Here is a 26,742-nt window from a genome sequence, read left to right as displayed (position 1 = left end):
TATGTAAAGACGCGACATAAAGCTAGAGTTGCCCCAGTCCTATGGTCAAGGGGCTTTATGACGACTCATGACACCGCGCTGCTGCGCCGCCTCAACACCCGCGCCATCCTGCACGCCCTGCGCAGGGGCGGGCCGCAGACGCTGAGCGGGCTCGCGCGCGCCGCCGGCCTGTCGCGGCAGACCGCCGAGGTGGCGCTCGCCGACCTGACCGCGCGCGGGCTCGCGCGGGAGGTCGCGCCGGCCGAGGGCGGCACGGGACGGCCGGCCCGGCGCTTCGCGTTCAGGGCGGAGGCGGGTCACGTCGTCGGCCTCGACGTGGGGCCGCGCCGCATCCTCGCCATGCTGGCCGACCTCAACGGCGACGTGATCGGCGAACACCGGCTCGACACCGACGAACACCTGCCCGCCGCCGAACGCCTCACGCTGGCCGAGCAAGCCGCCACCGCCTGCGTCGAGGCCGCCGGGCCGGCGCGCGGGGACGTCTGGGCGGCCACGGCGGGCACCTCGGGCGTCGTGGACCGCTCGGGCCGGGTGTCGGTCTCGACCCTCATCCCGGGCTGGACGGGGCTCGACCTCGCCGGGCAGGTCGGCCGATGGTTCGGCTGCCCCGGCTTCGCGGCGAACGACGCCAACCTCGCCGCCGTCGCCGAGCACTGGCGGGGCAGCGCCCGCCACGTCGACGACGTCGTCTACGTGCTCACCGGCTACCGGTCCGGCCACGGGCTGCTGCTCGACGGCCGCCTGCGTACGGGCCGCACCGGCAGCGCCGGCGAGCTGGGCAGGCTGCCGCTCACCGGCTGGGAGGACGCGTCCGCCGTGCTCGCCGGGACGGGACGGGACGCGGACGAGCTCTTCCAGGCGGCGCGGGCGGGCGAAGCGCAGGCGCTCGCGCTGGTGGACAGGCTCGCCCGCGGGCTCGCGCGGGGCGCGTCCGTGCTCGTAGTCGCCGTGGACCCCGAACTGGTCGTCGTGGGCGGCGTGCTCGCCCGCGGCGGCGGGGTGCTGCTGGAACGCATGCGCGCGCACCTGGCCGACATGTGTCTCAACCCGCCCGAGATCGCGCCGTCCACGTTCGGCGAGGAGAGCATCGCGTACGGCGCCGTACGCATGGCGCTCGACCACGTCGATCAGGAACTCATGGACCCTTACGAAGGAACCGCGTCCCGCCGTCGTACACGATGAGCACCTCGCCCCCCGGCCGCCTGGTGTCGATCGTCTCCCCGATGTGCACGAGGAACGGCGACCGCGTGGGAGCCGGAGCCGTTGAGCCGGCGCACGAACCCTGAGCCGGCGCACGAACTCCTCGAACGCCTGAGGTCGCGCCACGTGCTTCACGTCAACCCGCTGGTTCCGCTGTGCGCGAAGCAGGCGGGACGGCGGCCCCTCATCTCCCTATCGTGTGGGGTATGGCCTCCTCTTTCCAGCAGTCAGCCTCCGTCACGCCGCTCCGCCCCGCCGTCGAGCGCACCGCGCTCAAGCCCGCCCCGGCCGCGCGCGAGCCGCTGTGGCGGGAGGCGCTCGGCGAGTGCCTGCGGAGCATGCGGCAGGAGCGGGGCGAGAAGCTGAGCGACACGGCCGGGCGCGCCGGAGTCTCGCCGCAATATCTCTCCGAGATGGAACGAGGCGTCAAGGAGCCGTCGAGTGAGATGATCGCGGCGGTCGCCGGCGCGCTCGATGTGACCCTGGTCGATCTGACGCTCGCCGTCGCCGACCGCGTGCGGTCCGCACAGCCGAGCACGTCGCAGGGCGCCGTCTGCCTGGCCGCGTAGCGCGGGCCTAGCGGTGCTCCTCGATGATCTGGTCGATGAGCCCATATTCCATGGCCGCGGCCGCGGTGAACACGCGGTCGTGGTCGGTGTCGGCGCGCAGGGTCTCGATGCTCTGGCCGGTGTGCCGTGACAGGATGCGCTCGATGTCGGCCCGCACCCGTACGACCTCGTCGGCCTGCAGGATGAGATCGGGGATCGTGCCGCGGCCCTGAGCGGCCGGCTGGTGCAGGATCACGCGGGCGTGGGGGAGAGCGGCGCGTTTCCCCTCGGCCCCCGCGGCGAGGAGGACGGCGCCGACCGCGACGGCCTGCCCGACGCAGGTCGTCGAGACCCGCGGCCGGATGTGGCGCATGGTGTCGTAGATCGCGAGCATCGCGCTCGGATCCCCGCCCTCGCAGTTGATGTAGAACTGGATTTCTCCGTCGGGGTTGTCCGACTCCAGGAAAATCAGCTGCGCGATGAGGGCATTGGCGACCCCCGCGTCGATCGCGGTGCCGAGATAAACGATGCGCTCGGTGAGCAGATGCGAATAGACATCCATGATCCGCTCGCCACGGGGATTCTGCGCGATGACGTTCGGAATCGTGTAGGAACTCACTTGGCGTCTCCTTCTGCCACGCCGAATCCGGGTCGCGGACGAGCGTGCGGGGCTATTTCGTCAAAGGACTGCACGATCGCGTCGATGAACCCGTATTCGCGCGCCTCCTGCGCGGTGTACCAACGGTCGTGCAGCGAATCCTCGAAGATGCGCTCGACGGGCTGGCCGGTGTCCTCGGCGATGAGCCCGAGCACCGTGTCACGGGTGTGCCGCAGGTCGTTGGCCTGCAGTTCGATGTCGACGGCGGTGCCGCCGATGCCCGCCGAGCCCTGGTGCATCAGGACGCGGGAGTGCGGCAGGGCGCGGCGCTTGCCCTTGGTCCCCGACGACAGCAGGAACTGGCCGGCGCTGTAGGCGATGCCCAGCACGAGCGTCGAAACGTCACAGGGAATGAGACGCATGACGTCGCGAATGGCCAGCATCGCCGGCACCGAGCCGCCCGGCGAATGAATCCACAAGGCGATGTCGGCCGACGGCTCCTGAGTGGCGAGTGCCATCAGCTGCGTCGCCAGCAAAGTGCCGTTGTCGTCGTCGAGCGGGCCGTCGAGAACGAGAATGCGCCGCTCGTAAAGCTCACGTCGCATTCGCCGGTCGAACAGCGGAACTTTCTCTTCTTCGCTCATGCGTCCATCATGTGCGGCCCTTCGGAGCGGAGTCGCCTGGATCTGCCTGCGGCAGATCTGCTGTGAGCAGCGTGGCCGGCCGGAAAGCCGGTGGCGGATCCGCGGTGAGTTCGCGGCGGCCGGGCGGTCTCTACGGATGTCCCGGTCACTCTTCCCGCGGCCACTGGAGGGTTCCCATGATCGAACGCGGCGAGTCGACGCCCCTGAAGACGGGGCCGCGCCGATGAGCGTCGTCGCCCGTCCGCCGATCGTCACCGGGGCGTTGCTGGTGCGGATGGCCACGGTGGTGGCCTCGTCGATCGGGTTCTTCCTGCCGTTCTCCGTCGTCCCCGAGTACGCCGAGCGCTCCGCCGGCCCTGCCGTGGCCGGCGCCGCGAACGCCGCCCTGCTCGTGACCACTGTCGCCGTCGAACTCGCCGCGCCCGCGCTGGTCGCCAGGATCGGTTACCGCTGGGCGCTCGGCCTCGGCCTGCTCGCCCTGGGCGCGCCCACCCTCGTCCTCCTCGCCTCCTCCGACGCCGCGGTCGTCATCGCCGTCAGCGCCCTGCGCGGCGTGGGTTTCGCGATCACCGTCGTGGCGGGCGGCGCGCTCACCGCGGAACTGGTCCCCGCCGAGCGGCGCGGCGAAGGGCTGGCGCTGGTGGGCCTGGTCAGCGGGGTAAGCGCGCTCGTAGGGCTGCCCGCGGGGAGCTGGCTTTCGCAGGTCGCGGGTTATGGGGTCGTCTTCGCCGCGACCGCCGTCGTCCCGATCGTGTCGGTGCTGACCGTACCGTTCCTGCCGGGCCGTCCCGCGATGGCGGAACGGGCCGCAGGGGCGGGGCGGGCCGCAGGGGTGAAGCGGGCTGCAGGGGTGTTGGCCGGGCTGCGTACGCCGGCCCTGATGTGGCCGGCGGCGATCTTCGCCGCGTCGGCGGCGGGGACCGGCGTCCTGGCCACGTTCGTGCCGCTGGCGGTGCGCGGCGGGCCCGTCTGGCTCGCGCCCGCCGCGCTGCTGGCCCAGTCGGCCACCGCCGCGCTCGCCCGCTGGGTCGCGGGCCGCGCGGGTGACCGGCGCGGGCACGAACGGCTGCTGCTGCCGGGGCTGCTGATGAGCGCGGCCGGGCTGGCCGCCGTGTCGGTGACCTCCTCCAGCGTGAGCGTGCTGGCCGGGGCGGCGGTGTTCGGCGCCGGATTCGGCGTCCTGCAGAACGCCACCATGACCGTCATGTACGCCCGCGTCCGCCCCGAACAGTTCAGCACCGTCAGCGCTCTATGGAACGCCGCCTACGACAGCGGCATGGCCGCGGGCGCCTTCGCCGTCGGCCTCCTGGCCCCGCTCACCGGCTACCCCCCGGCCCTGCTGATCACCGCCGTCCTCATGGCGGCCACCCTGCCCCTCATCCCCCGCGCCCGAAGAAGTCCATGAAGACCGGCCCTCTGGTGAGTGCCCTGTAGCAAGTTTGGCCCTTGAGGGGCCGGCCGAGGTCCGTCTCGCTGAACCACGGCGAGGTGCCCGGCTGCGGGTGAGGCGATCGTGGCGCCGGGTTCTCACGGGTGGACGCTGATGATGGTCTTGCCCTTGACGTGCTCGGTCGGGTTGAGGGCGGCGACGGCGTCGTCCAGGGTGGCGACGTTGCCGATGGCCATCCGCAGCCGTCCGTCGCGCACGCGCTGGGCGAGCTCGCTCAGCTGGGCAGGGTCGGACACGACGACGAAGTCGATCGCCAGGCCGTCGGCGGGGCGCGCCTCCACGGGGCCGGTGACGGACACGAGGGTGCCGCCGGGGCGCACCAGGGCGGCGGAGCGGCGTCCGATGTCGCCGCCGAGGACGTCGAAGACCAGGTCGACCTGTCCGACGTCCTCCAGCGTGTCGTTCTCCAGGTCGACGAACTCGTGCGCGCCGAAGCCGAGCGCCGTCTGCCGGGAGCCGGCGCGCCCGGTGCCGATGACGTGGGCGCCGGCCTCGCGGGCGAGCTGCGCCGCCATGGAGCCGACCGCGCCCGCCGCGCCGTGGACGAGGACGCTCTGCCCCGCCCGGACGCGCCCGTGATCGAACAGCCCCTGCCACGCGGTCAGGCCCGAGATCGGCAGGCTCGCGCCCAGCGTGAAGTCGATGTCGCCCGGCAGCGGGGCGAGGTTGCGCGCTTCGACGGCCACGTACTCGGCGAGCGCGCCGTCGCGGTACCAGTCGGTGATGCCGAACACCCGCTGGCCCACCGACAGCCCCGTCGTGCCGTAGCCGAGCGCGACGACCACGCCGGCCAGATCGTGCCCGGGGATCAATGGCGTCCTGTCATGGCCGGACCGGTCGACCCACGTCGATGGCCACGTCAGCTCTCCCGAGGTGAACCCCGCCGCGCGCACCTCCACCAGCACGTCGTTGAGCCCCGGCTCGGGCTTGGGCCGCTCGGTCAGAGTCATTCCGGCCGTTCCTGCGGCCTCGTCCGTCGCCACGATCGCCTTCATGCGACGCCTCCCTGCGTCCGGGTGCTCGCCGCCGTAGCCGCGAGCCGCATGTTTGGACTATTTCGTCCACAACGATACCACCGGAGCGATGGCGGCCAGGGGATATGGCGGCCCTTTGCGGGGTCGTTCCGCAGAGATGGGGGTGTGCTGGGGCGGACTCTCCGGTCCATGGAGAAGAGATCAGCCGGGGTAGGCTGGACGGGTGGGCAAGCCGGAGAACGCACCGACGGGACGCAGGCTGACCTCCCGTGGCGCCACGACCCGCGCGCGCATCGTCGCGGCCGCTCTCGAGCTGATGTACATGAAGGGCGTCAACGCGACCACGCTCGACGACGTGCGGGCCGCGAGCAACACCAGCAAGTCGCAGCTCTACAACCACTTCCCCGACAAGGAGGCGCTGGTCCGCGCCGTCGTCGAGGCACGCGCCGCGCAGGTCCTCGAGCGGGAGCGCGGGAATCTGGAGCGGCTGAAGTCGTTCAACGGCCTGGTCCGCTGGCGTAACGCGCTGGTGCAGCGCAACGCGCTGCAGAACGGCGCCTACGGCTGCGCGCTCGGCTCGCTGGCGAGCGAGCTGGCCGACCAGGACGACCAGGCCCGCACCACGCTCGCCGCCTCGTTCGCGGAGTGGGAAGGGCTGCTGGCCGCCGGCCTGCGGCGGATGCGCGAGAACGGCGTGCTCAGGCCGCAGGCCGACCCGGAGAGACTCGCCACGGGTCTGCTGGCCGCCCTCCAGGGCGGCTATCTGCTGGCCGAGGCCGCGCACGACATCAAGCCCATGGAGGTCGCCCTCGACATGGCGCTCGACCACGTGAAGTCGTTCCTCGCCGGGTGACGGCGAGGGCAGGGCTCCGGTGCGCGGAGCGAGGTCCGCGCACCGATGAGGTCAGGCCGACGCCCGCTTCGGCAGCTTCCACCCGGGACGGGGGAAGTGGCAGGTGTAGCCGTTGGGGTACTTCTGCAGGTAGTCCTGGTGCTCCGGCTCGGCCTCCCAGAAGTCGCCCGCAGGGGTGACCTCGGTGACGACCTTGCCCGGCCACAGGCCCGAGGCGTCGACGTCGGCGATCGTGTCCTCGGCGATCCGCTTCTGCTCGTCGCTGGTGTAGAAGATCGCAGAACGGTAGCTGAGGCCGATGTCGTTGCCCTGGCGGTCCTTCGTCGACGGGTCGTGGATCTGGAAGAAGAACTCGAGCAGCGCGCGGAAGTCGGTCTTGTCGGTGTCGTAGACGACCTCGATGGACTCCGCGTGAGTGCCGTGGTTGCGGTAGGTGGCGTTGGGGACGTCGCCGCCGCTGTAGCCGACGCGCGTCGACACGACGCCGGGCTGGTGGCGGAACAACTCCTCCATGCCCCAGAAGCAGCCGCCGGCGAGAATCGCCTTTTCGGTGGTCATGTCGTCTCCCTATGAGTCGTCGGTGTCGCCGGAGAACAGGGTCCCCTGATCGGCCGGCCCGGTCGTCCCCATGCAGCGAGCGGGCACGCCGGTTCTATTCCCGCTGCCCGCGAGCGGCAGCCACATGACGAACCTGGCCCCGCGCCGCGAGTCCTCGACCGTGAGCGTGCCGTGGTGGGCGTGCGCGATGTCGCGCGAGATGGCCAGGCCCAGACCGCTCCCGCCGGGGTCGCGCCGCCGGCCGTCGTCCAGGCGGACGAACCGGTCGAAGACGCGTTCGCGCTGGTGAGGCGGAATGCCGGGCCCGTCGTCGGCCACGGTGAGCGCGACCCCGTCGCCGGCCCGCGCGACGCCGACCTCCACCCGGGACGCGGTGTGCCGCAGAGCGTTGGCCAGGAGATTGTCCAGTACGCGGATCAGTTGCATCCGGGAGCCGGAGACCTCCAGCCCGGCCGGCGCGTCGACGCTGACCGGCACGGACGAGGAATGCGCGCTCACCTCATCGGCCACGAGCCGGCCGAGATCGAGGGTCGCGGGAGGCAGCGGGCCGGCCGACCTGAGCCGGGCGAGCAGCAGCAGGTCGTCGACGATCGCCTCCAGCCGGTCGACCGTGGTCAACGCGCTGCGCAGCGCGTCCTGGGCGTTGACGTCGTCCGGGTAGAGCAGCGCCTCCTCCAGCTGTGTGCGCAGCCCGGAGATCGGCGTGCGCAGCTCGTGGCTCGTCGTGGATGCGAAGCCGCGCAGCTGCCCCACCGCGTCCTCCAGCCGGTCGAGGGTCTGGTTGGCGGTGGTGGCGAGCCGGTGGATCTCGTCGTTGCCCCGCGGCTCGGGGACGCGCAGGCTGAGGTCGCTGACCGTGATCTGCGCGATCCGCGCCCTGATCGCTTCGACGGGACGCAGCGCGCGCCCCACCAGCACCCATGCGGTCCAGGCCGCGGCCCCGGTGACCGCGACGATCCCGGCCGCGATGGCGTACTCGAGCTTGTGGGTGGCCAGCAGGTCGGGCTCGGGGATGCCGGCGTACAGGACCTTCGCGTCTCGCGCCGGCGTCAGGCGGATGGCCTCCAGCAGGACGCATCCGCCGTCCGGCCGGCATTCACGGTACGGCTGGAAGCGCGCGTCCGGCGGCGGCCGGTGCCGGCTCAGCGGCACGCTCGACGAGGCCGCCCTGCTGGCGTTCATCACCCGGCCCTGGGTGTCCACGAGCTGGATGAGGCCGAGGTGCGGGTCGGCGGGGATCGTCCTGGGCAGCGCGCCGCGCCGGGCGACCGGGCTCCACTTGCTCGCCACCCGTTCTGACAGGCGGAAGGAGGTGGACTCGACGTGGGAGCGGATCGCCAGATCCAGGGTCACGCCGAGCACCACGAAGGCGCTGGTCGTGAGCAGCGCCGCGATGACGGTGCACCAGGCCCGGACGGAGCACACGGGCCGGCACGGCACACCCTGCGGACGGGTGAGCAGCCGCCGGGGGCTCTTCGCCGACCGCCCGGGGACGGCTCCAACGGTGGCATGGCTCATGACGATGTCGCTCCTCCGCCGGCAGCGGCCCATGACTGGAGTGCCGTGGGCGCCGTCTCGGCATAGGATTTGGACTATATAGTCCCGTTTCAGATCAGCCAAATCGCGCCGAGCCGAGGTCTAGGACCTGCCGGTCCTTTCACGAATGGCCCGGCTGAAGGTCGCGCCGAGTCCCCTCAGCGCCGTCATGACCTCCGCGCCGTCCGCGGTGTCGGAGGCCCACCACACGTGCCCGTCGGGACGCACGACCACTCCCGCGGCGGTGGTCCACGCCGGCTCTCCGGCGACCACGTCGATCCCCATCGCCGTCGCGAGCGCGGCCGCTTCAGCGCCCAGCGCGCCGGGCCGGTGCAGCAGGACGGGCCGGCCGGACTCCAGCAGCTCGAAGCGGCCGGGCACCCGGGCACCGGTGAGGGGATGCCCGTCCGACGGGTACGCCACGTCCAGCGCCGACAGCTTGCGGGCCAGCGCCAGAGAGAGCTCGGGCACCGTCGCGAGCAGGCCGTTCAGCAGCGACCGCAACGCGGCGCCGTCCGGTGAGGTCGCGGTGATCAGCGACGACTGGGCCAGCGTGTGCTCCGCGAGCTGCTCGCCGATCGGGTGGCGTTCGTCGTGGTAGCCGTCCAGCAGCGCGGGGTCCGCCTCGCCGCGCGCCACGGCGGCGAGCCGCCAGCCGAGGTTCATCGCGTCCTGCACGCCGACGTTCAGGCCGACTCCGCCCGCCGGCAGGTGCATGTGCGCCGCGTCGCCCGCGAGCAGGACCCGCCCCTTGCGGTACGTCTCCGCGACCCTCGTCGCGTTTCCGAACCGGGACAACCAGCCCGGGTCGTGCATCCCGAAGTCGCTGCCCGCCACCCGGATCGTGGTCTCCCGCAGTGCCTCCAGCGTGAACGGGTCCGCCGCGCCGTTGTGGTGCGCGTCCACGCCGGCGATCCGGTGCCTCCCGTCGCGCACGGGGACGCTGATGAGGGCCCCGTGCTCGTTGTGCGCGCTGGTCACGGCGGGTTCGCTGAGCCGCACCTCGGCGACGTAGCCGTAGGACGTCGTGTCGGTCCCGGGGAACGCGATGCCCGCCGCCTTGCGCACGGTGCTGCCCGCGCCGTCGGCCCCCACGACGTAACCGGCCGTTCGGGTGTACGCGCCGTCAGGGCCGTCCACGTGCAGGGTCACCCGCTCGCCGTCCTGGCCGAGCCCGGTGACGGTGTGACCGCGCAGGATCACCGCGCCCTTCGCGCGCGCGTGCTCCTCAAGCAGCTCCTCGGTGCGGACCTGGGGAATGGCCAGCATGAACGGGTACGGCGTGTCGAGCACGCTGAAGTCGAGCCGGCTCTCCAGCATCCCGAAGTGCCACCGCGGCACCGGCGTCCCCTCGTCGAGGAACAGCCCGGCCAGGCCGCGCATGGCAAGCACCTCGATCGTGCGCGGATGGACACCCAGCGCCTTCGAGTGCGGGCTGCGCTCCGCCGCCCGTTCCAGGACCACGACTGGCACCCCGGCCAGCGCCAGCTCCGCCGCGGCCCACAGCCCGACGGGACCCGCGCCGACCACGAAGACGTCCTCGATTGATTGGATGGAGCTACTATTCATAGTAGTGACTCTACATTGAATTGAGTGGTTAAGATCAAGGGCATGGTTGAGCGCGGCTATCGGTCACCGGTGCGGGCCAGGCACGCCGAGGACACGCGGCGGTCCATCATCGAGGCGGCGGCCACCCTGTTCGCCGAGCAGGGTTACCCCAGGACGAGTGTCGCCGCTGTCGCCGCAGCGGCCGGCGTCGCCGTCAACACGGTCTACACCAGCGTCGGCAACAAGCCCGCCCTGATCATGGCGCTGTCCGAGGACGGCGCGGGCGACGATGCGGCGGTCGAGACCCTGCGCAGGATCGAGGAGTGCTCCGACCCGCGCGAGATCCTCCGCATCCTGGCCGACGGCACCGGGCAGGTGCGCAGGCGCCGCCACGACGTGCTGGCGATCCTGCTGAACAACAAGTACGCCGATCCCGACGTCGCCGCGGCCGCCGACGTGGCGATCCGGGCCGTGCGCGACAGGTTCAAGGCCGTGACCGCCCGCCTGATCGCCGTCGGCGGCCTGCGCGAGGGGCTCACCGGCACGCAGATCGAGCAGACGTTGTGGTTCTACTTCGGCTTCGAGGCGTGGCGGACCGTACGCGACTTCGGCTGGAGCTGGAAGGAGTCGGCGGACTGGCTCGCCGAGCAGGCCGCCCGCGCGCTCTTGCCCCCAATTGAGTAGAGGGTACTCATGCGTTCCCCGGCGCGGGCGGCCGATCCTGAGTGATCAGGAGAAGTGAGCGGCGTCCACAGGGGGAGCCATGGCGTCATCGCGAGTGCGCGTGATCATCATGGCCGGCGTGCTCGGCCTCGTGGCGGTGGCCGGGATCGTCTGGCTGGTCGGCGTCGCCACCGGCGATCCGGGAGGGTCGCCGACCGGTGCCGGGGTGAACCTGCCCGTGGACGACGAGGACGTACCCGAGCAGGACGTTGACGACGTGCCACCACCCGCCGGCGAGCCGACGTCTCAGGAGAGGTCGCAGGAGAAGTCCCGCAACAACCGCAGGAGCGTCCGCTGGAACGGCGTGCGCCTGGACGGTTCTCCCGGTGACGACGGGTGCGTCACCATCATCAACAAGACCTCGACCGCCGGGACGATCGAGTCGGTCTCCTTCGAGGTGCGCTCCGGCCCCGGCCGCGCCGGCGCCCGCTCGGCTCCCGGCCGCTGCGAACCCACCGGCGACCCGCTGTGCCAGGGCGTCACGCTGCGGCCCGGCTCCCAGTGCCTGGCCGGCGCGGTCATCACGGGAGAGCCCTCCGACAGCCCGTATGTCATCCAGGCCGTGGTCCATTTCCGGTACAGGTGCGTCAACGTCGAAGACTCGCCCTGTGACGAGGTCCAGGACTGGGGTGGCCGGCCGCCGACAGAGCAGCGGCCGGTGGAGATCAGGGGTGCGACCGCCAATAACGTCCCGCAGTTCGACTACTACATCGGCGGCACGGACACCTCCGGTGACGAGGACGACCCGGCCACCTCCCCGGAACCCTCCCTGGAGATCACCGAAACCCCGGACACTTCGGGTGAGGCCACACCTGGCGAAACCGTGGCCACGACGCCGGAGGGAGAATGACGAGCGACGTCGAACAGGCGGACGCGCGGAAGCCGCAGCCGACAGGCGAAGAGCCGGCCTCCCGCCGGACCGCGCGGGCGACGGAGCCCGCGCCCGAGCAGCCGGTCGAGGAGGCCACGCCTCGGCGGCCGGCCGTGCGGACCGCGTCCGAGCAGCCGGCGGACGGCGGGCAGGAGCCGATTTCGGCGCGGATGCGGCAGTTCGCCGAGGCCGTCGGCCCCACGACGCTGGCCACCGCGGTGCTCATCTACTTCGGCTATGTGGCGACCCGCGCCCGCTTCGACTACTTCGGCGTCTCCCTGGAGATGGCGGAGCTGTCCAACCAGAGCCTGCTCCTCTACGGCCTCGAGGTCGTGTACGTCCCGGCGGCCCTGATGTGCCTCGGCGCGCTCCTGGTCATCGCCGTCCACGCCGCCGTGTCCAGGCAACTGGCCCGCCGCCCGGGCGACCCGCTCAACACGTTCATGGCGGCCGGCATCGCGCTGGTCGGGGTGCTGCTGGTCGCCCGCGCGCTGATCGGCATGTTCCTCCAGGACGCCCAGACCAGCGTCGTCATCGGCACGACACCCCTGGCACTCGCGTCCGGCCCGGCCGCGCTGGCGTACGGGATCCACGTCCACGGCAGGAACCGCGGCCGCCCGCTCCTGTCGCCACGGCTGGCCAGGAACGGCGTGCTGAGCGTGGCGGGCCTGGCCGTCGCCGGCCTGTTCTGGGCGTCCACCACGGTCGCCTGGGCGTACGGCATCGGCCTCGGCGAGCAGGACGCCGCCGAGCTGCCGCAGCGCGCCGAGGTGGTCATCGACGTGAAGCAGGAGCTGCACGACGTGCCTGCGGGCATCACCCACACCCGGCTCCGCACCACGGGCAAGGACCCCGGCTACGAGCACCGCTACCGCGGCTTCCGCCTCCTCCTCGCCTCCGGCGGACGGCTGTTCCTGGTCAACCCGCGGTGGAGGCTGGGCCGCGACCAGACGATCGTGCTCCCGTACGACAACGGCGTCCGCATCCGGCTCATCTCGCAGCCCTGACCGCCGTGAGGTCAGTAGGCGAGCTCGCCGATGCCGCCGTCGACGCGCAGGACGGTGCCGGCGGTGTAGGCGGACTCGTCGGAGGCGAGGTAGACGGCGGCCTTGGCCAGCTCGGTGGCGGTGCCGATGCGGTGGAGGGGGACGACGCGGCGGAACTCGTCGTAGATGGCGGCCTGCCGTTCCGGCCCGAGCGAGGCGAAGACGTCCGTGCGGGTGGGGCCGGGGCTCAGGCCGTTGACCCGGACGCCGCGTTCCTTCAGCTCGTACGTCAGCCCGCGCGCGAACGACAGCAGACCCGCCTTCGCGGCGCCGTAGACGGCCGCGTTCTCGTGCCCGACGAAGGCGGAGACCGAGCCGACCAGGATGATCGACGCCTGCCGCGACAGAAGCGGCAGCAGCGCCTTGATCAGGAAGAACGGGCCTTTGAGGTCGGTGGCGACGAGCCTGTCGAAGGCGTCTTCCGTCCACTCCTCGATCGGCAGGTGGGTGACGTCGGCGGCGTTGCTCATCACGATGTCGAGCCGCGGCCACTCCTCGCGCAGCCGCGCCGCGAGCGCCGCCTGCCCGGGTACGTCGCCGGCGTCGCTGACGACGGTGAGCAGCGGGCCGTCCAGATGCCGGGCGGCCTCCTCCAGCCGCTTCTGCGAGCGGCCGGTGATCGCGACGGCCGCTCCTTCGGCGAGGAACTGGCGGGCCGTCTCCAGCCCGATGCCGCTCGTCCCTCCCGTGATCAGTGCGTACTTCCCGGCAAGACGGCTCATGGTGCTCTCCTCACATAGTTCTGTGCAGCCGTTCAAAAAGTCGGCCAGGCGCCACCGTACGCCGTTTTGTGCAAGCGGTCAAAAAGTCATAACCTCAGGCCATGGCACGTACCGGGCGCCCCCGCGCATTCGACGAGAGCCAGGCGCTGGAGCGCGCGCTCATGCTCTTCTGGTCCCGCGGCTACGGAGCGACCTCCGTGCAGGACCTCGTCGAGGCACTCTCCTTGGAGCGGGGCAGCCTGTACGGCGCCTTCGGCGACAAGCGGAGCTTCTACCTGGCCGCGGTCCGGCTCTACTGGGACACCTACGAGCGAAGCCTGATCGCGGCACTGCGGGAGGGCCCGGTGCTGCCGGCGCTGCGCGAGGTGCTCGTGACCCCGGCCCGCACGCCGGAGGACACCCCCGACGCCCCCCATGGATGCATGATCGGCAACACCACCGCCGAGCTCGTCCCGCAGGACGACGAGGCCCGCGAGGTCGTGGCCCGCGCGCACGCGCGGTTCATCGAGATCGTCGCCGGCGCCCTGCGGCGCGCGCAGGTCGAGGGCGAGGTCACCACGGCCGCCACTCCCGAGGCCCAGGCGCAGCTCCTGCTCTTCACCGTGCAGGGCCTCTCCCTGGTCTCCCGCGCGGGGGTCGACCAGGCCGCCGCACTGGCCGCCGCCGACGCCCTGATCGACGCGCTCCGCGCCTGACTCTCCGCATCAGGCGCCGGCCGGCGCGCTCCGCGCCTGCCCCCTGCGTCAGCGGGGGGTGTAGACGGTGAGGCGGAGGCCGGGGTCCTCGTTGGCCTGGAAGGTCGCGTAGTCGAAGGCGCGGCCGTGCAGCACCTTGCCGCCCGCGCCGCCCCGCGCGACGTCGTGCCGCGTCCACCAGCGGCCGAACTCGGGGCAGCCGCGCCGCAGGCGATCGGCCAGGGCGGTGAAGGCGGCGTCAGGAGCCCACAGATCGTAGGTGGCGCGGAACTGGGCGGTGGCGTGCCGCGCCTGCGCGGCCCAGCCGGCGCCGAACACGTCGCGGGCCATCGGCGTGAGCAGCAGGTAGACCAGCACGTTGCGGTCGCCGGGCGGCAGCCGGTCGAGGCCGGTGAACAACTCCTCGGCGGCGTCGTTGGCGGCCAGGACGTCCCAGCGGCGGCCGGTCAGGTAGGCGGGCCGGTCGAGGCCGCGCAGCAGGCGGACCGAGCCCTCGGGGGCGCGCTCCCTGGTGAACGCCGGCAGCGCGGGCCGGTGAGCCAGCGTGCGCAGGTGGGCGTGCTCGGTCTCGTCGAGGCAGAGCGCGCCGGCCAGGGCGTCGATGGTGGCGGGGGAGGGGCTGACGGCACGGCCCTGTTCGAGGCGTACGTACCAGTCGATGCCGATGCCCGCCCGCTCGGCGACGTCCTCGCGCCGCAGGCCGGGGGCGCGGCGGCGCTGACGCGGCGGCAGCCCGACCGCCTCAGGGGTCAGGCGCTCCCGACGCGAACGCAGGAAGTCGCCGAGCGCGCGGCCGGTGGGCTCGGGCATGATCGCCGCCTTTCCGCAGGGGGGTATCGGGCAATCCCAGGACGATACCGGTCCTGGTCACGACCCTGGGCGGGCGGCCAGGATGTGGTCGGTTCTGCGGAAAGGAGCATGATCATGAAGGCTGCCGTGCTGAAGGAGTTCGGCTCACCGCTGGCGGTGGAGCAGGTGACGGACCCGGTGCTGGGCACCGGCGAGGTGGTGGTGGACGTCGTGGCGGCGCCGGTGCTGCCGTACGCGACGGAGGTGTTCAGCGGCGAGCGGCAGTACGCGCTGACGCTGCCGGTGACACCCGGCGCGGGGGCGATCGGCCGGGTACGCGCGTGCGGCCCCGACGCCACCCGGCTCGCCCCGGGCGACTGGGTGCTGTGCGACCCCGCCATCCGCTCCCGCGACGACGTCCTGACCCCCGACATGACGTTGCAGGGGCTGAGCGCGCGCGGCGAGGGCGGGTTGCTCCTGCAGCGGCACTTCGGTCAGGGCTCGTTCGCCGAGCGCCTGCTGATCCCCACCGAGAACGCGGTGCCGCTCGGCCCCGTCGAGCCCGCCGACGCCGGGGTGTGGACCGCGCTGACGCCGGCCCTCGTCCCGTACGGCGGGTTCCTCGCGGGCGGGCTGGAGCCGGGGGAGACGGTGCTGGTCAGCGGGGCGACCGGCAACTTCGGCGGCGCCGCGGTCGCCGTCGCGCTGGCCATGGGGGCGGCCCGCGTCGTCGCGCCGGGACGCAACGAGGGCGCGCTGGCCGAGCTGGTACGCCGCTTCGGCGACCGCGTCACCCCCGTACGGCTCACCGGAGAAGGGGACACCGAGCGCATGATCACGGCGGCGGGCGGCCCCGTGGACCTGGTGCTCGACATCCTGCCGCCAGCGGCGGGGCCGGCTCCCGTACGGGCCGCCGCCATGACGGTGCGCGAGGGCGGCAGGGTCGTGCTCATGGGCGGCGTCGGCATGCTGGACGGCGCGGAGCTGGCGCTGCCGTACCGGTGGCTGATGCGCAACAACGTGACAGTGCGGGGGCAGTGGATGTACCGGCGCGACGCCCCGCTGCGGCTGGTCGCGCTGGCCCGCTCCGGCCTGCTCGACCTGCGTCAGTGGGAGGTCACGGAGTTCCCGCTCGACGACGCCGTGGAGGCGGTGACCCACGCCGCCGACAAGGCCGCCCCCTTCCGGCTCACCGTGCTCCGTCCCTGACCCGGAGGGCGCGGGCGCACGAGGTGAGCGTCTCCGCGAGCGTCGCCCGGTCCTTGTCGTCGATGTCGGCGAGCATGACCGCCTCGATCGCGTCCAGGGAGCGGTCGCAGCGGCGCAGCACGCGCAGGCCCTCGGGGGTGAGGCGGGTGCGCAACGCGCGGCCGCCCCGGGGATGGGGGTCGCGGCGGATCAGGCCGCGTTGTTCGAGGTCGCGGATGACCAGGTTCATCGCCTGCGGGGTGACGAAGGCGATGCGGGCCAGGTCGGCCGAGGACGGGGCGTCGCGCAGGCGCAGCTCGCTGAGCGCCATGTACGCGGTCGTGGTCACGCCGTGGCGAGCCAGCGCCTCGTCCAGGCAGGCGCGAACGAGGCGCTCCAAGCGGAACACCAGATAGCTCACGTGGGGCGGCGGCGGGTCCGGCGCGGCGGCCGAGGGGGTACCCGGATCGGTCACCAGGAGACGATATCGCGCTCTGTCCGGCATGTAAGTTTCACGCCGTTATCAAGGTCCTTGATAACAAGCTACTTGATAACCAGCGGAAACGGCCCGCAGTCAAATGATCTTGATCGGGCCCGCATTGACGCTGCACCGCGGCCCTTTTACGGTCCAGCGAACGACACCATCGAGAGGAGGAATCGCGCATGACACGATTAACGAAGATGCTGGCCGGTGCCTGCGCGGCGGCGCTCTTCGCCGTCATGTCCGTGGTGCTCGGCTCGCCGGCCGCCGCCGCCAGCCTGGTCGAGGTGACCACCTTCGGCAGCAACCCGGGCAACATGCGCATGCACGTCTACGTACCGGACACACGCCCCGCCGCGCCGGCCATCGTGGTCGCCATGCACGGCTGCGGCGGCTCAGGCCCCGGCTTCCACCAGAGCAGCGAGTTCGCCTCGCTGGCCGACCGCTACGGCTTCATCGTCATCTACCCGAGCGCCACGCAGTCGGCGGGGTTCGGCAACTGCTTCGACACCTGGTCGGACGCGGCCAAACGGCGCGGCGGCGGCAGCGACCCCGACTCGATCCTGTCGATGATCGGCTACGTCGAGCGGACCTACGGCGGAGACCGGAACCGCGTCTACGCCACCGGCAGCTCGTCCGGCGGCATGATGACCCAGCACATGCTCGCCGTCCACCCGGACGTGTTCAAAGCCGGCGCCTCCTTCATGGGCGTGCCGTTCAACTGCTTCGCCGGCGCCTCCGACTACCCGCCGGGCAGCAGCAGGTGCACCGGCGGCAGCATGGACCGCACGCCGCAGCAGTGGGGCGACGCGGTACGCCAGGCGTACCCGGGCTTCTCCGGCGTCCGCCCGCGCATGCAGCTCTGGCACGGCACCGCCGACACCCTGGTGCCGTACTCGCTGCTGCGCGAGTCGGTCGAGCAGTGGACCAACGTGTTCGGGCTGAGCCAGACCCCGACCAGCACCGACACCCCGCAGGCAGGCTGGAACCGCAGCCGCTACGCCGACTCCTCCGGCACCGTGCAGGTGGAGTCGTACAGCATCCAGGGCGCCGGCCACGCGCTGCCGCAAGGCGGCATGGCCCTGTACGCCATCCAGTTCTTCGGCCTGACCAGCGCGGCCGACACCACGCCGCCGACCACGCCGGGCACCCCCGTCGCGTCCGGCGTGACCGCCACCGGCGCCACGCTGACCTGGACGGCCTCCACCGACCAGGGCGGCTCCGGCCTGGCCGGGTACACCGTCTACCGCGAGCAGGGCGCCACCGACCAGCAGCTCGGCCAGTCCACCACGAACTCGATCACCCTCACCGGGCTGAGCGCCGGCACCCAGTATCAGGTGTACGTACGGGCGCGTGACGGCGCGGGCAACCTGTCGGGCAACTCCGCGACGGTCACCTTCACCACGACCTCCACGGGAGGCGACACGACGCCGCCGACCGCCCCGTCCGGCCTGGCCGCGTCGGGCACCACCGCGAGCGGCACCACCCTGACCTGGACGGCCGCCACCGACGACACCGGCGTGAGCGGTTACCACGTCCTGCGCGCTCCCGGCGCGTCGGGCGGCACGTTTACCCAGGTCGGCACCTCGGCCACCACCTCGTACGCCGACACGGGCCTGACCGCGAACACCACCTACCGCTACCAGGTCCGGGCGTACGACGCCGCCGGCAACGTCTCTCCGGTCTCCGGTACCGTCCAGATCACCACCGCTCCGGGGGGCACGACCGGCGGGTGCTCGGCCACCCCGACCGTGCAGTCCCAATGGGGCAACGGGTACGTGATCCAGCCCCTGACCATCACGAACACCGGCACCTCGACCATGACCGGCTGGACGGTCACGTTCACCCTGCCGCCCGGCCACACCCTGACCGGCTCCTGGAACGGCACCGTCTCCACCAGCGGCGGGACCGTCACCGTAAGGAACGTCGGCCACAACGGCACGCTCGCGCCGGGAGCGAGCACCGGGAGCTTCGGCTTCCAGGCGACCAGGCCGAACGGCGACACCGCCCTGCCCTCCGGCTACACCTGCGCCTGACCGCCGGCGGACGCGCGCACCGCTGAGCCCTCGGATCGAGGGCTCAGCACCGCCCGCACCGTCACGCGGCGGACCGCAGAACCGCCGCCGTGGCGACGAGCAGGGCCAGCAGCAGGACGATCGCCATGAAGACCTGCCCGTGCAGGCCGAGAACGAAAACGGTCCGGCCGGCGAACTCCGGGTCGTACGTGGCGGTGCCGGGCAACAGCAGCGCGCCGACCATGCCCAGCCACGGCGTGGCCAGCACGGCGCCGACCGTCGTGATCGCCGCGACGGCGATGATCAGAATCCGGGGAAGTCGCATTCCATCTCCAGGGTCGGTCAGTGCAGGCCGCGCTTGCCCGGGGCCCAGAAGGGTTTGACCTTGATGGACGTCCGTGGCCAGTTGCGTTCGCGGACGAGGAAGTCGCGGACCAGCTGGCACGTCCGCGCCTCGCCGGCCACGTAGGCGGCGCCGGTGTTGCCCGGCAGGTCCAGCCCGGCGACGGCGTCGAGCAGCACCCGCGAGGCCACGGCCGGGGAGCCGTGGCGGTGCACGCGCCGTAGCGGCCTTCCCGGCAGGGGCAGGTCGTGTTCGGGGGCCTCGCTCTCCACGACGCCGTGCACCTCGGCCGCGTCTCCCAGCGCCCTGATCATCGGTCCGAAGGCGGCGCCGGCCGTCTCCTCGCCGATGAACACGTGGAAGTCGGCCTCGCGGGTGAAGAAGTCGCCCTGCGGCCACCAGAACGTCACCCGCTCGCCCGGCCTGGTGTCCCTGGCCCACGCGAGGCCGATGCCGTCGCCCTCGTACAGGTGGACGCGCAGCTCGATCGCTCTCCTGCCGGGGGCGAGCTCCCAGATCGTGTACGTGCGCAGCGTCTCGCCGGGACGCAGGATGCCCGCCACCGACAGCGGGTCCTTGAGCTGGATCCTGATGTGCTGGCCGGGGGTGTAGGAGAAGGCGACGGGCTGGTCGGTCTCCAGCCTGATGCGCCGGATGGCCGGGTTGATCTGCTCGGCGACGGTGATCGTCGCGTCCATGGCGTACTTGCCGAAGAGGCGGTCGCGCACCGTGCGGGCCACGTCAGGACTCCTTCCGCCGCCGCAGGTGCGCGGACCTCGACATCCGCCACCAGACGGCCGTGACCAGCACCGGCACCGCGAGAAGAATCCACCACATCGAAAGACTCCTTAATGGCTCTAAGTTTGGTTAGAGCCATTAAGGAAACATAGATGCCCTAAGATGTCAACGGCGACGACAAGAGAGGTGCTGATGTCCGAACAGACCAGCAGGCGCGAACGGTTGCGCAGGGCCACGCTGGAGGAGATTCACGCGGCGGCGCGCAAGCTGCTGGTCGAGCAGGGGTCGGCCGCGGTGACCATCAACGCCGTCGCCCGGCAGGTGGGCATGAGCGGCCCGGCCCTGTACCACTACTACGCAGGGCACGACGAGCTGATCGGCGCGGTGACCGCCGACTTCTACCGCGAACTGGCCGCCACCATGGAGCAGGCCCGCGACGCCCGCGCCGACGCGCCTGTCGGTGAGCGCCTGCTGGCCGCCTGCCGCGCCATGCGGACCTGGGCCGTCGCGCATCCCGCCGAGTTCGGCTGGATCTTCGCCAGCCCCATAGCCCCGCCGAACCGCCGCCCCGACTCGGTGCGCTACGAGGCCGCCGTACGCTTCGAGCAGGTCTTCCTTGACCTGGTGGTCGAGCTGTGGCAGACCCGCCCGTTCCCGGTGCCCGACCCCGGCAGCCTGCCCGCCTCCCTGCGCGAGCAGCTCTCCGCGTACTCGGCCGCCATCGAAGGACGCCTGCCCCTGGAGGCCGCCCACGTCTTCCTGTCCTGCTGGATCAGGCTGTACGGGCTGCTCTGCATGGAGGTCCTGCACCAGCTCGACTTCGCCTTCACCGACGCCGCGCCCCTCTACGAGGAATGCCTGCGCGACCTGGCCGCCGCCCTCGCCATCGACTACCCCGCCTGACCTCCAGGACATGGCAAGATCCACGCCATGGACGATCCCACCGCCCGGACCACCGCCACGTACGACCGCATAGCCCCCGAGTTCGCCGTCCGCTCCGAGAACCCCGACGCCACGTTCCTCGCCTTCCGCGCCCGCTTCGCCGCCGCCCTGCCCGCCGGTGGCCGTGTCGCCGACCTCGGCTGCGGCCCGGGCAGAGACGCCGCCTGGTTCCGCGAGCAGGGATTCCACACGATCGGCGTGGACCGGTCGGCCGCCATGGCCGCGCTGGCCGCCGCCCGGGGTGTCCCGGTGGCCCTGGGAGACCTGCGTCACCCGCCACTGGCCGCCGGCTCGCTGGCCGGGCTGTGGTCGGCGGCGGCACTCCTGCACGTACCGGCCGACGAGACCATCCCCACGCTACGCGCCTGGCACGCGGCGCTGCGCCCAGGAGGCATGCTCGGGCTGAGCACCTCGGCCGGCGACGGCGCGGACTGGGAGCCGGTGCCGCACCATGAGGGGCTCGTCCGCTGGTTCGTCCACCGCGACCCGCAGCCCCTGCTCGCCGCCCTCACGGAGATCGGCTTCGAGGTACGCGAACACGCCGTGACCTCCACCCACCGCACCTGGCTGAGCATCATCGCCGCCAGAGATTGTCGGAGCTGAATGCCAGACTCCGCGCATGAATGCCGACTTCACCGTCGAGCCCGTTCAGGAGGGCTTTCTCCGTACTCAGATCGTTCGCGGCGAAATGCGCGATCAGCGGTTCCCGTTACCCGCCGGCCCGGACAACACGGTGTTCGACCGCATGCGGCTGGTCGACGTGGACTTCAGCGCGATGCGGTTCGTCTGCTTCCTCTCTCGTGGCAGCGAGTTCGACGGCTGCGACTTCTCCGGAACCGCCTTCGACCAGCTGCTGCTGGGCGCTCCCGGGGACGGTGCGGTGCGGCCGCAGAGCGTCTTTCGCGGGTGCGTGTTCCGCCGTACGCAGTTTCCGACGCTGACCGCCTTCGGCAATGTCAGGTTCGAGGGGTGCACGTTCGAGCGGTCCCGCCTCCGGCTGCAGACGAACACCCATGAGGCGGAGTTCGTCGACTGCGTCTTCGCCGGCCCGATCCGCGGCGTCAACTTCTGGGGCCGCCCGTACGATTTCGACCAGGCCGCACTGGGCAGAGACCACAACGACTTCAGCGGCAACGACTTCGCCGCCGCCCGCCTCGACGACGTCGCCTTCCACCACATCGACGTGCGCGCTCAGCGCTTCTCCGGCCACGCCCTTCTCGACCGGTTCACCGAACGCGCGAAAGCCGTGCTGCCGTTGATCGACCGCTGGCCGGATGCCGAGCATCGCGACATGGCCCGACTGACGTTGGAGTTCCTCATCGCCGACGCGCCGGAAAGGATCGACGACGTGGCGCTGGTGAGCCCGGCGGACCTGGGCCGCAAGCTGCCGCCCGCCCTGCGCGAAGAGCTGTTCGCCGCGCTCAGACGCACGACCAGCGATACATCCCGTGGCCGAGCCGCAGCGCCTCCCGGGCCAGATCCCGCAGCTCGGTGATGCGCTCGACCTCGTACGCGTCGAGCAACTCGTCGTCGGCGTACTTGCGCACACGTGCGTCGTCCACGGCGGCGAGCGCGACGACCGTCTCCGGCATCACCCGATCGACGCCCGACGCCTCGCCGTCGTCCACGACGCCCTGGCTGTCGCCGAACTCGCTCGCGTCCCGCTCGCTGAGCTCCGCCACCAGGTAGCTGAGGTCGTCGATCCACCCCTTGCAGTCGACGTACGGGAGGTCCAGCTGCGCCGGCCCGCCGGACATGGCCCGCTCGGCTGACTGGTCCGACTCAGCCGTGAAATAGTCCACTAAAACGCCCATGGCCGAACACCTTATCGAAAGAGGAGTCTGGTATGAAGCTCTCCGCGCGGGCGCTCAACCGGGCCACCTTGGATCGGCAGCTCCTGCTGCGCAGGGAGCCGCTGGACGTCGCCGAGGCGGTGCGGCGGGTGATGGCGTTACAGGCCCAGGAGGCGGCCTCGCCGTACATCGCGCTCTGGAACCGCGTCGCGGACCTGGAAGCCGCCGACCTCGACACCGCCTTCGCGGGCCGTCGGGTCGTACGGGGGACGACGATGCGGATGACGCTGCACGCCGTGCACCCCGACGACTACCCGGCCCTCCGCGACGCCATCGAGCCGACCATGTACGCCACCCACCTCGACGGCCGCTTCACCCCGCCGGGGCTCACCGTCGAAGCGGGGCAGGCGCTGGTCGAGGGGTTGATGGCGTTCACGGCTGAGCCGCGGACGGTGCAGGAGATGAAGGACTGGCTGGAGCCGCGCCTCGGCGGGCTGCCGGCGGCGGGTGTGTGGGCGGTCCTCCGCTCGTACACGCCGATGGTGCGGGTGCCGACCGGCGGGCCGTGGTCGTTCACCACCCGCGTGTCCTGCGTCGCCTCCTCACCCAGGCCCACGCTCGACCTCAACGCCTCGGCCGAGGCCCTGGGGGTGCTGACCCGACGCTATCTGCAGGCGTTCGGCCCGGCCACGGTGGCGGACGTCGCGCAGTTCGCGCTGGTGCAGCAGGCGCGCGTCAAGAAGGTGCTGCGCGCCATGGACGGCGAGGTCGAGCAGCTCGAAGGCCCGGACGGCAGGCCGCTGTGGGACCTGCGGGACGCGTCCCGCCCGCCCGAGGACACCCCGGCGCCGCCGCGCCTGATGGCCATGTGGGACAACACCCTGCTCGCCCACACCGCCCGCGACCGCCTCCTCCCACCCGCCTACCGCAAACTCGTCATCCGCGCCAACGGCGACGTCCTCCCGACGCTACTCGTGGACGGCCACGTCGCCGGCGTGTGGCGTCCGACGGACAGCGGAATCGAGGCTGCTCCCTTCCACCCGCTGCCCGACGAGACATGGGACGCACTCGCCACCGAGGCGAAAGCCTTGGTGACCTGGCTGGCTGACCGCGACCCACACCCCTACCGCCGCTACGACCGTTGGTGGCACAAACTCCCCGACCTGAAGACCATGCTGCTTCCGGGCTAGGGGACGCTGGCGGGCCGCCCGAGGCTACGCCATCATGGGGTCGTGACTCCGACCCCCGGCGCGTTACAGGACGGCGACTCATACGGAGCGGCCGTCCCGGAAGAGCTCTTCCCCCTGCCGCCGTCTGTTGACCCTGCCGACGACCCCACCTTCGCAGTGCGGTTGGTGGAGTGGCTGCCCGTTCTGGCAGGAGTGGCGATTGGCGTGGTCATCGCCGTGGCGGCCACTTTCATCGTTCTTCGGGCGCGGCGAAGCCAGTAGCCGCGCATAGCGGCCGACCCCCAGCAGCCGCCGCGCTCGCCGTCCACGTCCCCGGAGGAGGGTGACCGGTCTCACAGCGGGACGGTGTCACGCGGGGAGTCGCTCGGCACGTCCGTGTGGCGGAGGTGCATGAGAGTGACACGAGAAACCCCGACGATTGTGGTGCTCGGTGGCGGCTATACCGGCGTCATGAGCGCGGTCCGGCTGGCTCGCAGGACCGCCGCCCAGGTGATACTCGTCAATCCGACCGACCGGTTCACCGAGCGGCTGCGGCTGCATCAGCGGGCGGCCGGGCAGGAGCCGGTGGATTATCGGATTCCGGAGCTGGTGAAGGGCAGTGGTGTCGAGTTCGTTCGCGGACGGGCCGTCCGGCTCGATCCGGAAGGGTGTACCGTCCGTGTCGCGGGCACGGGTGGTGAGCGGCAGTTGCGCTACGACTATCTGGTGTACGCCCTCGGCGGTGTCACCGCCACCACCGTGCCGGGAGTGGAGGCGCACGCATGCACGCTGGACAGCGCGGCCACGGCGGCCGGGCTCGCCGCGCGGCTGTCGGAGCTGAGCCGCCAGGGCGGCGGCATGGTCGCGGTGGCGGGGTCCGGGCTCACCGGTGTCGAGGCGGCGGCCGAGATCGCGGAAAGCCATCCGGACCTGCGGGTGGTGCTGCTCGGCCGCGATGAGCCCGGTTCCACGATGGGGCCGAAGGCGCGCCGCCATCTGCGCCGGGCGCTGGACCGGCTCGGCGTGCACGTGCGCGCCGGGGTCCGGGTGACCAGGGTGCTGCCGGACGCGGTGGAGCTGGACGCAGGCGAGCCGATGCCGGTGGACGTGCTGCTGTGGACCGCCGGGGTGGTGGCCCATCCGCTGGCGCGGGAGGCGGGGCTGGAGGTGGACGGCGCCGGCCGGGTCGTGGTGGACGCGAGCCTCGCGTCGGTCTCGCACCCGACGGTGTACGCCGTGGGCGACGCCGCGGCCGTCCGGCAGCCCTGGGGCGAGATCCACGGCACGTGCCAGAGCGGCATCCCGACCGGCGCGCACGCCGCCGACGCGATCGCCCGCCGGCTGCGCGGCAGGAGGCCCAGGCCGTTCCGGTTCGGCTACCTGCATCAGCCCGTCAGCCTGGGCCGCCGGGACGCGGTCATCCAGTTCACCCGGCCCGACGACACGCCGGGCCGGTGGTTTCTCACGGGACGGGCGGCGGTGGCGTACAAGGAGGCGGTGACGTCGAGCCCGGCCACGATCTACCGGGTGTCGCGGTGGCTGACCATCCCGGCCAGGATGCTGTCGCGCACCGGCGCGCGGGCCGGCCGTCCGGTCGCAACCGGATGACCGGCCCGCTCGCCGCCCCTGGAAGCCGCCCCTGGAAGCCGCGCCTAGATGCCGCGCCCCTAGATGCGGGACCAGCGCTGGTTGGCGCCGCCCGTGCAGGACCAGATCTGCAGCCGGCTGCCGTTCGCCGTGGCGTTGCCGGCGACGTCCAGGCACTTGTTCGCGCCGACGGCGGTGATGCTGCCGTCGCTGTTGAAGCGCCACTGCTGGTTGCTCTGGCCGTTGCAGTCCCAGATGATGACGCCGGTGCCGTCGGCGGTGCCGGCGTTGTCGACGTCCAGGCACTTGCTGCCGTAGACGCGCAGCTCACCGCTGGGGGTGGCGGTCCACTGCTGGTTGGGCTGCTGGTGGCAGTCCCAGATGATCACGGCGGTGCCGCTCGTCTGGGAGGCGCCGTTCACGTCCAGGCAGCGGCCGGAGCCCACGCCCTGGATGCGGTTGGCGGGCAGGGCCGTGCCGCCGCTGACGCGGAAGACGGCGGTGCCGTGGGCGGGGACGCTCGCCGAGATGGTGCCGGTCGTCGTGGTGACGGCGTTCGTCCAGGCGTCACGCAGGGTGAACGGGCCGCCGGTCAGGCCGATGGCGGCGGCGGTGGTGCTGACCGTGGTGGTGCCGCCGCCCTGGTTGAACAGCGCGACCGCGACATCGCCGTTGCTGAGCCGCTTGGCCAGGACGCGGCGGGTGCCGTCATTGCTGACCTGGGTGGCCTGGAGGCCGAGCGGGTCCTGGTTGATGGCGATGAGGTTCGCGTTCTTGAGGATCGTGGAGGTCGCCGCGTTCATGTTCCTGACGTCGTTCCCGGCGATCAGCGGCGAGGCCATGATCGCCCACAGGGCGAAGTGGCTGCGCATCTCGGTGTCGTTCATGCCGCCCCGGCCGACGACCATCATGTCCGGGTCGTTGAACTGCCCCGGCCGGGCGTAGCCCGCGAGGGGGACGGTCACGTTGACGATGTTCTGGATGCCCATCGGGTAGCCGTTGGTCTGCCCCGTGTTCCAGGCGTTGGTGATGTCCTCGGTGGTGCGCCAGATGTTGGCGACGTCGCCCCAGTTGCGCTGCGGGCCTGTCTTCTCGTGGATGCTGTTGGGGTTGATGCTGTAGAGGATCGGCCGGCCGGTGGCGGCCAGCGCGTCGCGCATCTTCGCGAACGTGCGCACCTGGTCGTCGATGCTGCCGGTGGGGGAGCACCAGTCGTACTTGAGGTAGTCGACGCCCCAGGCGGCGAACTGCCGGGCGTCCTGCTCCTCGTGGCCGAGGCTGCCGGTCGCGCCCGGATAGCTGTTGAAGTACTGGGCGCAGGTCTTGTCCAGCGGCGCCTGGTAGAGGCCGAACTTGAGGTTCCTGGCGTGCAGGTAGTCGCCGAGCGCCTTCATGCCGCTGGGGAAGCGCGACAGGTTCGCCTGGAGGTTGCCCGCGGAGTCGCGGTTGGGGTCGAACCAGCAGTCGTCGACCACGACGTACTCGTAGCCGAGGTCGCGCATGCCGTTGCTGACCATCGCGTCGGCCGTCTGCTTGATCAGCGTCTCGTTGATGTTGCAGCCGAAGGTGTTCCAGGTGTTCCAGCCCATCGGCGGGGTGCGGCCGACGCCGTTGTCCAGCGCCTGCGCCGGGCCGGTCACGACGGCGCCCGCCGTCAGGGTCAGCAGCAGGGACAGGACAAGGGATAACCGGGTGCGTTTCATCTCGCTCCTCATGGGGTCCGTGTGAACG

General features: G+C 71.8%; 28 protein-coding genes. 15 read left to right on the top strand and 13 right to left on the bottom strand.

Features of this window, described 5'->3' with window-relative positions; all coding sequences use genetic code 11:
• Positions 1 to 57 precede the first annotated feature (57 nt).
• Positions 58 to 1,182: an ROK family protein gene (locus tag AB0K28_RS40465; RefSeq protein WP_364380839.1), complete on the top strand. Its 1,125-nt coding sequence runs from the start codon at positions 58 to 60 to the stop codon at positions 1,180 to 1,182.
• A 224-nt stretch (positions 1,183 to 1,406) separates the two neighbouring features.
• Positions 1,407 to 1,769: a helix-turn-helix transcriptional regulator gene (locus tag AB0K28_RS40460; RefSeq protein ID WP_364380836.1), complete on the top strand. Its 363-nt coding sequence runs from the start codon at positions 1,407 to 1,409 to the stop codon at positions 1,767 to 1,769.
• A 7-nt stretch (positions 1,770 to 1,776) separates the two neighbouring features.
• On the opposite strand, the gene AB0K28_RS40455 is transcribed toward AB0K28_RS40460, so the two are convergent.
• A complete protein-coding gene (locus AB0K28_RS40455; RefSeq protein WP_355425154.1) occupies positions 1,777 to 2,367 on the bottom strand; it encodes an ATP-dependent Clp protease proteolytic subunit in 591 nt (196 codons plus the stop codon).
• Positions 2,364 to 2,990 carry an ATP-dependent Clp protease proteolytic subunit gene (locus AB0K28_RS40450; protein ID WP_345409011.1) on the bottom strand — a complete coding sequence of 209 codons (627 nt, stop codon included), beginning with the start codon at positions 2,988 to 2,990 and terminating at the stop codon, positions 2,364 to 2,366. The genes AB0K28_RS40455 and AB0K28_RS40450 overlap by 4 nt, the downstream gene beginning before the upstream one ends.
• A 223-nt stretch (positions 2,991 to 3,213) precedes the next feature.
• On the opposite strand from AB0K28_RS40450, the gene AB0K28_RS40445 reads away from it, so the two are divergent.
• Positions 3,214 to 4,395 carry an MFS transporter gene (locus AB0K28_RS40445; protein WP_364380833.1) on the top strand — a complete coding sequence of 394 codons (1,182 nt, stop codon included), beginning with the start codon at positions 3,214 to 3,216 and terminating at the stop codon, positions 4,393 to 4,395.
• A gap of 122 nt (positions 4,396 to 4,517) precedes the next feature.
• Here AB0K28_RS40445 and AB0K28_RS40440 read toward each other — a convergent pair whose 3' ends face one another.
• On the bottom strand, positions 4,518 to 5,435 hold the full coding sequence (locus AB0K28_RS40440) for an NADP-dependent oxidoreductase (RefSeq protein ID WP_364380830.1): 918 nt from the start codon (positions 5,433 to 5,435) through the stop codon (positions 4,518 to 4,520).
• Between the two features lie 202 nt (positions 5,436 to 5,637).
• Between AB0K28_RS40440 and AB0K28_RS40435 the strand changes: the two genes are divergently transcribed.
• Entirely contained in the window at positions 5,638 to 6,267 is a 630-nt protein-coding gene (locus AB0K28_RS40435) for a TetR/AcrR family transcriptional regulator (RefSeq protein ID WP_345409003.1), read from the top strand.
• Positions 6,268 to 6,318: 51 nt separating this feature from the next.
• Here the strand turns inward: AB0K28_RS40435 and msrA are convergent, their stop codons facing one another.
• From msrA to AB0K28_RS40420, 3 genes are all read right to left on the bottom strand, one after another.
• Positions 6,319 to 6,825: a peptide-methionine (S)-S-oxide reductase MsrA gene (gene msrA / locus AB0K28_RS40430; protein ID WP_364380827.1), complete on the bottom strand. Its 507-nt coding sequence runs from the start codon at positions 6,823 to 6,825 to the stop codon at positions 6,319 to 6,321.
• Between the two features lie 9 nt (positions 6,826 to 6,834).
• Positions 6,835 to 8,343 carry a HAMP domain-containing sensor histidine kinase gene (locus AB0K28_RS40425; protein WP_364380824.1) on the bottom strand — a complete coding sequence of 503 codons (1,509 nt, stop codon included), beginning with the start codon at positions 8,341 to 8,343 and terminating at the stop codon, positions 6,835 to 6,837.
• A 120-nt stretch (positions 8,344 to 8,463) separates the two neighbouring features.
• Positions 8,464 to 9,930 carry an FAD-dependent monooxygenase gene (locus tag AB0K28_RS40420; RefSeq protein WP_364380821.1) on the bottom strand — a complete coding sequence of 489 codons (1,467 nt, stop codon included), beginning with the start codon at positions 9,928 to 9,930 and terminating at the stop codon, positions 8,464 to 8,466.
• 24 nt (positions 9,931 to 9,954) lie between these two features.
• Between AB0K28_RS40420 and AB0K28_RS40415 the strand changes: the two genes are divergently transcribed.
• The 3 genes from AB0K28_RS40415 to AB0K28_RS40405 all read left to right on the top strand — a co-directional run bounded on the left by AB0K28_RS40415 (position 9,955) and on the right by AB0K28_RS40405 (position 12,510).
• A complete protein-coding gene (locus AB0K28_RS40415) occupies positions 9,955 to 10,593 on the top strand; it encodes a TetR/AcrR family transcriptional regulator (protein WP_364380818.1) in 639 nt (212 codons plus the stop codon).
• A gap of 79 nt (positions 10,594 to 10,672) precedes the next feature.
• Positions 10,673 to 11,482: a hypothetical protein gene (locus tag AB0K28_RS40410; RefSeq protein WP_364380815.1), complete on the top strand. Its 810-nt coding sequence runs from the start codon at positions 10,673 to 10,675 to the stop codon at positions 11,480 to 11,482.
• Complete coding sequence (locus AB0K28_RS40405; protein ID WP_364380812.1) at positions 11,479 to 12,510, top strand: hypothetical protein; 1,032 nt, start codon at positions 11,479 to 11,481, stop codon at positions 12,508 to 12,510. Before AB0K28_RS40410 ends, AB0K28_RS40405 begins: the two co-directional genes overlap by 4 nt.
• Positions 12,511 to 12,521: 11 nt before the next feature.
• Here AB0K28_RS40405 and AB0K28_RS40400 read toward each other — a convergent pair whose 3' ends face one another.
• Positions 12,522 to 13,271: an SDR family oxidoreductase gene (locus tag AB0K28_RS40400; RefSeq protein WP_364380809.1), complete on the bottom strand. Its 750-nt coding sequence runs from the start codon at positions 13,269 to 13,271 to the stop codon at positions 12,522 to 12,524.
• Between the two features lie 101 nt (positions 13,272 to 13,372).
• Here AB0K28_RS40400 and AB0K28_RS40395 point away from each other — a divergent pair, with 101 nt between their 5' ends.
• Positions 13,373 to 13,966 carry a TetR/AcrR family transcriptional regulator gene (locus tag AB0K28_RS40395; protein ID WP_364380806.1) on the top strand — a complete coding sequence of 198 codons (594 nt, stop codon included), beginning with the start codon at positions 13,373 to 13,375 and terminating at the stop codon, positions 13,964 to 13,966.
• 48 nt (positions 13,967 to 14,014) lie between these two features.
• On the opposite strand, the gene AB0K28_RS40390 is transcribed toward AB0K28_RS40395, so the two are convergent.
• Positions 14,015 to 14,776, bottom strand: a complete 762-nt coding sequence (locus AB0K28_RS40390) for a helix-turn-helix transcriptional regulator (protein ID WP_364380803.1) — start codon at positions 14,774 to 14,776, stop codon at positions 14,015 to 14,017.
• Positions 14,777 to 14,890: 114 nt separating this feature from the next.
• On the opposite strand from AB0K28_RS40390, the gene AB0K28_RS40385 reads away from it, so the two are divergent.
• On the top strand, positions 14,891 to 15,964 hold the full coding sequence (locus tag AB0K28_RS40385; protein ID WP_364380800.1) for a zinc-binding alcohol dehydrogenase family protein: 1,074 nt from the start codon (positions 14,891 to 14,893) through the stop codon (positions 15,962 to 15,964).
• Here AB0K28_RS40385 and AB0K28_RS40380 read toward each other — a convergent pair.
• Complete coding sequence (locus AB0K28_RS40380) at positions 15,945 to 16,418, bottom strand: MarR family transcriptional regulator (RefSeq protein WP_364380797.1); 474 nt, start codon at positions 16,416 to 16,418, stop codon at positions 15,945 to 15,947. The two genes, AB0K28_RS40385 and AB0K28_RS40380, sit on opposite strands and share 20 nt — an antisense overlap.
• Positions 16,419 to 16,606: 188 nt before the next feature.
• Between AB0K28_RS40380 and AB0K28_RS40375 the strand changes: the two genes are divergently transcribed.
• Positions 16,607 to 18,460, top strand: a complete 1,854-nt coding sequence (locus AB0K28_RS40375; protein ID WP_345408984.1) for a PHB depolymerase family esterase — start codon at positions 16,607 to 16,609, stop codon at positions 18,458 to 18,460.
• A 61-nt stretch (positions 18,461 to 18,521) separates the two neighbouring features.
• On the opposite strand, the gene AB0K28_RS40370 is transcribed toward AB0K28_RS40375, so the two are convergent.
• Together AB0K28_RS40370 and AB0K28_RS40365 are read right to left on the bottom strand one after the other, a co-directional pair.
• On the bottom strand, positions 18,522 to 18,764 hold the full coding sequence (locus AB0K28_RS40370; protein ID WP_364380794.1) for a hypothetical protein: 243 nt from the start codon (positions 18,762 to 18,764) through the stop codon (positions 18,522 to 18,524).
• 17 nt (positions 18,765 to 18,781) lie between these two features.
• Positions 18,782 to 19,522: a siderophore-interacting protein gene (locus tag AB0K28_RS40365; protein WP_364380791.1), complete on the bottom strand. Its 741-nt coding sequence runs from the start codon at positions 19,520 to 19,522 to the stop codon at positions 18,782 to 18,784.
• A 190-nt stretch (positions 19,523 to 19,712) separates the two neighbouring features.
• On the opposite strand from AB0K28_RS40365, the gene AB0K28_RS40360 reads away from it, so the two are divergent.
• From AB0K28_RS40360 to AB0K28_RS40350, 3 genes are read left to right on the top strand one after another with little or no spacing between them, the layout of a single operon-like run.
• Positions 19,713 to 20,423 carry a TetR/AcrR family transcriptional regulator gene (locus AB0K28_RS40360; RefSeq protein ID WP_364380788.1) on the top strand — a complete coding sequence of 237 codons (711 nt, stop codon included), beginning with the start codon at positions 19,713 to 19,715 and terminating at the stop codon, positions 20,421 to 20,423.
• A 27-nt stretch (positions 20,424 to 20,450) separates the two neighbouring features.
• Positions 20,451 to 21,065 (top strand): class I SAM-dependent methyltransferase, encoded by a 615-nt coding sequence (locus AB0K28_RS40355; protein ID WP_364380786.1) that lies wholly within the window; start codon positions 20,451 to 20,453, stop codon positions 21,063 to 21,065.
• A gap of 16 nt (positions 21,066 to 21,081) precedes the next feature.
• Entirely contained in the window at positions 21,082 to 21,957 is an 876-nt protein-coding gene (locus AB0K28_RS40350) for a hypothetical protein (protein WP_364380783.1), read from the top strand.
• On the opposite strand, the gene AB0K28_RS40345 is transcribed toward AB0K28_RS40350, so the two are convergent.
• Positions 21,884 to 22,276: a hypothetical protein gene (locus AB0K28_RS40345; protein WP_345408970.1), complete on the bottom strand. Its 393-nt coding sequence runs from the start codon at positions 22,274 to 22,276 to the stop codon at positions 21,884 to 21,886. The genes AB0K28_RS40350 and AB0K28_RS40345 overlap by 74 nt on opposite strands.
• 32 nt (positions 22,277 to 22,308) lie before the next feature.
• Here AB0K28_RS40345 and AB0K28_RS40340 point away from each other — a divergent pair, with 32 nt between their 5' ends.
• Together AB0K28_RS40340 and AB0K28_RS40335 are read left to right on the top strand one after the other, a co-directional pair.
• Entirely contained in the window at positions 22,309 to 23,445 is a 1,137-nt protein-coding gene (locus tag AB0K28_RS40340) for a winged helix DNA-binding domain-containing protein (RefSeq protein WP_364380780.1), read from the top strand.
• 390 nt (positions 23,446 to 23,835) lie between these two features.
• Positions 23,836 to 25,032, top strand: coding sequence for an FAD-dependent oxidoreductase (locus tag AB0K28_RS40335; protein WP_364380777.1), 1,197 nt, complete (start codon positions 23,836 to 23,838; stop codon positions 25,030 to 25,032).
• Positions 25,033 to 25,091: 59 nt separating this feature from the next.
• Here the strand turns inward: AB0K28_RS40335 and AB0K28_RS40330 are convergent, their stop codons facing one another.
• Positions 25,092 to 26,714 carry a ricin-type beta-trefoil lectin domain protein gene (locus tag AB0K28_RS40330; protein ID WP_364380774.1) on the bottom strand — a complete coding sequence of 541 codons (1,623 nt, stop codon included), beginning with the start codon at positions 26,712 to 26,714 and terminating at the stop codon, positions 25,092 to 25,094.
• Between the last annotated feature and the right edge of the window lie 28 nt (positions 26,715 to 26,742).

The organism is Nonomuraea sp. NPDC049504 (assembly GCF_040676845.1).
Taxonomy (GTDB): domain Bacteria; phylum Actinomycetota; class Actinomycetes; order Streptosporangiales; family Streptosporangiaceae; genus Nonomuraea; species Nonomuraea salmonea.
Note: the sequence above shows the minus strand (reverse complement) of the source record. Positions and strands in the feature narration are given on the sequence as shown.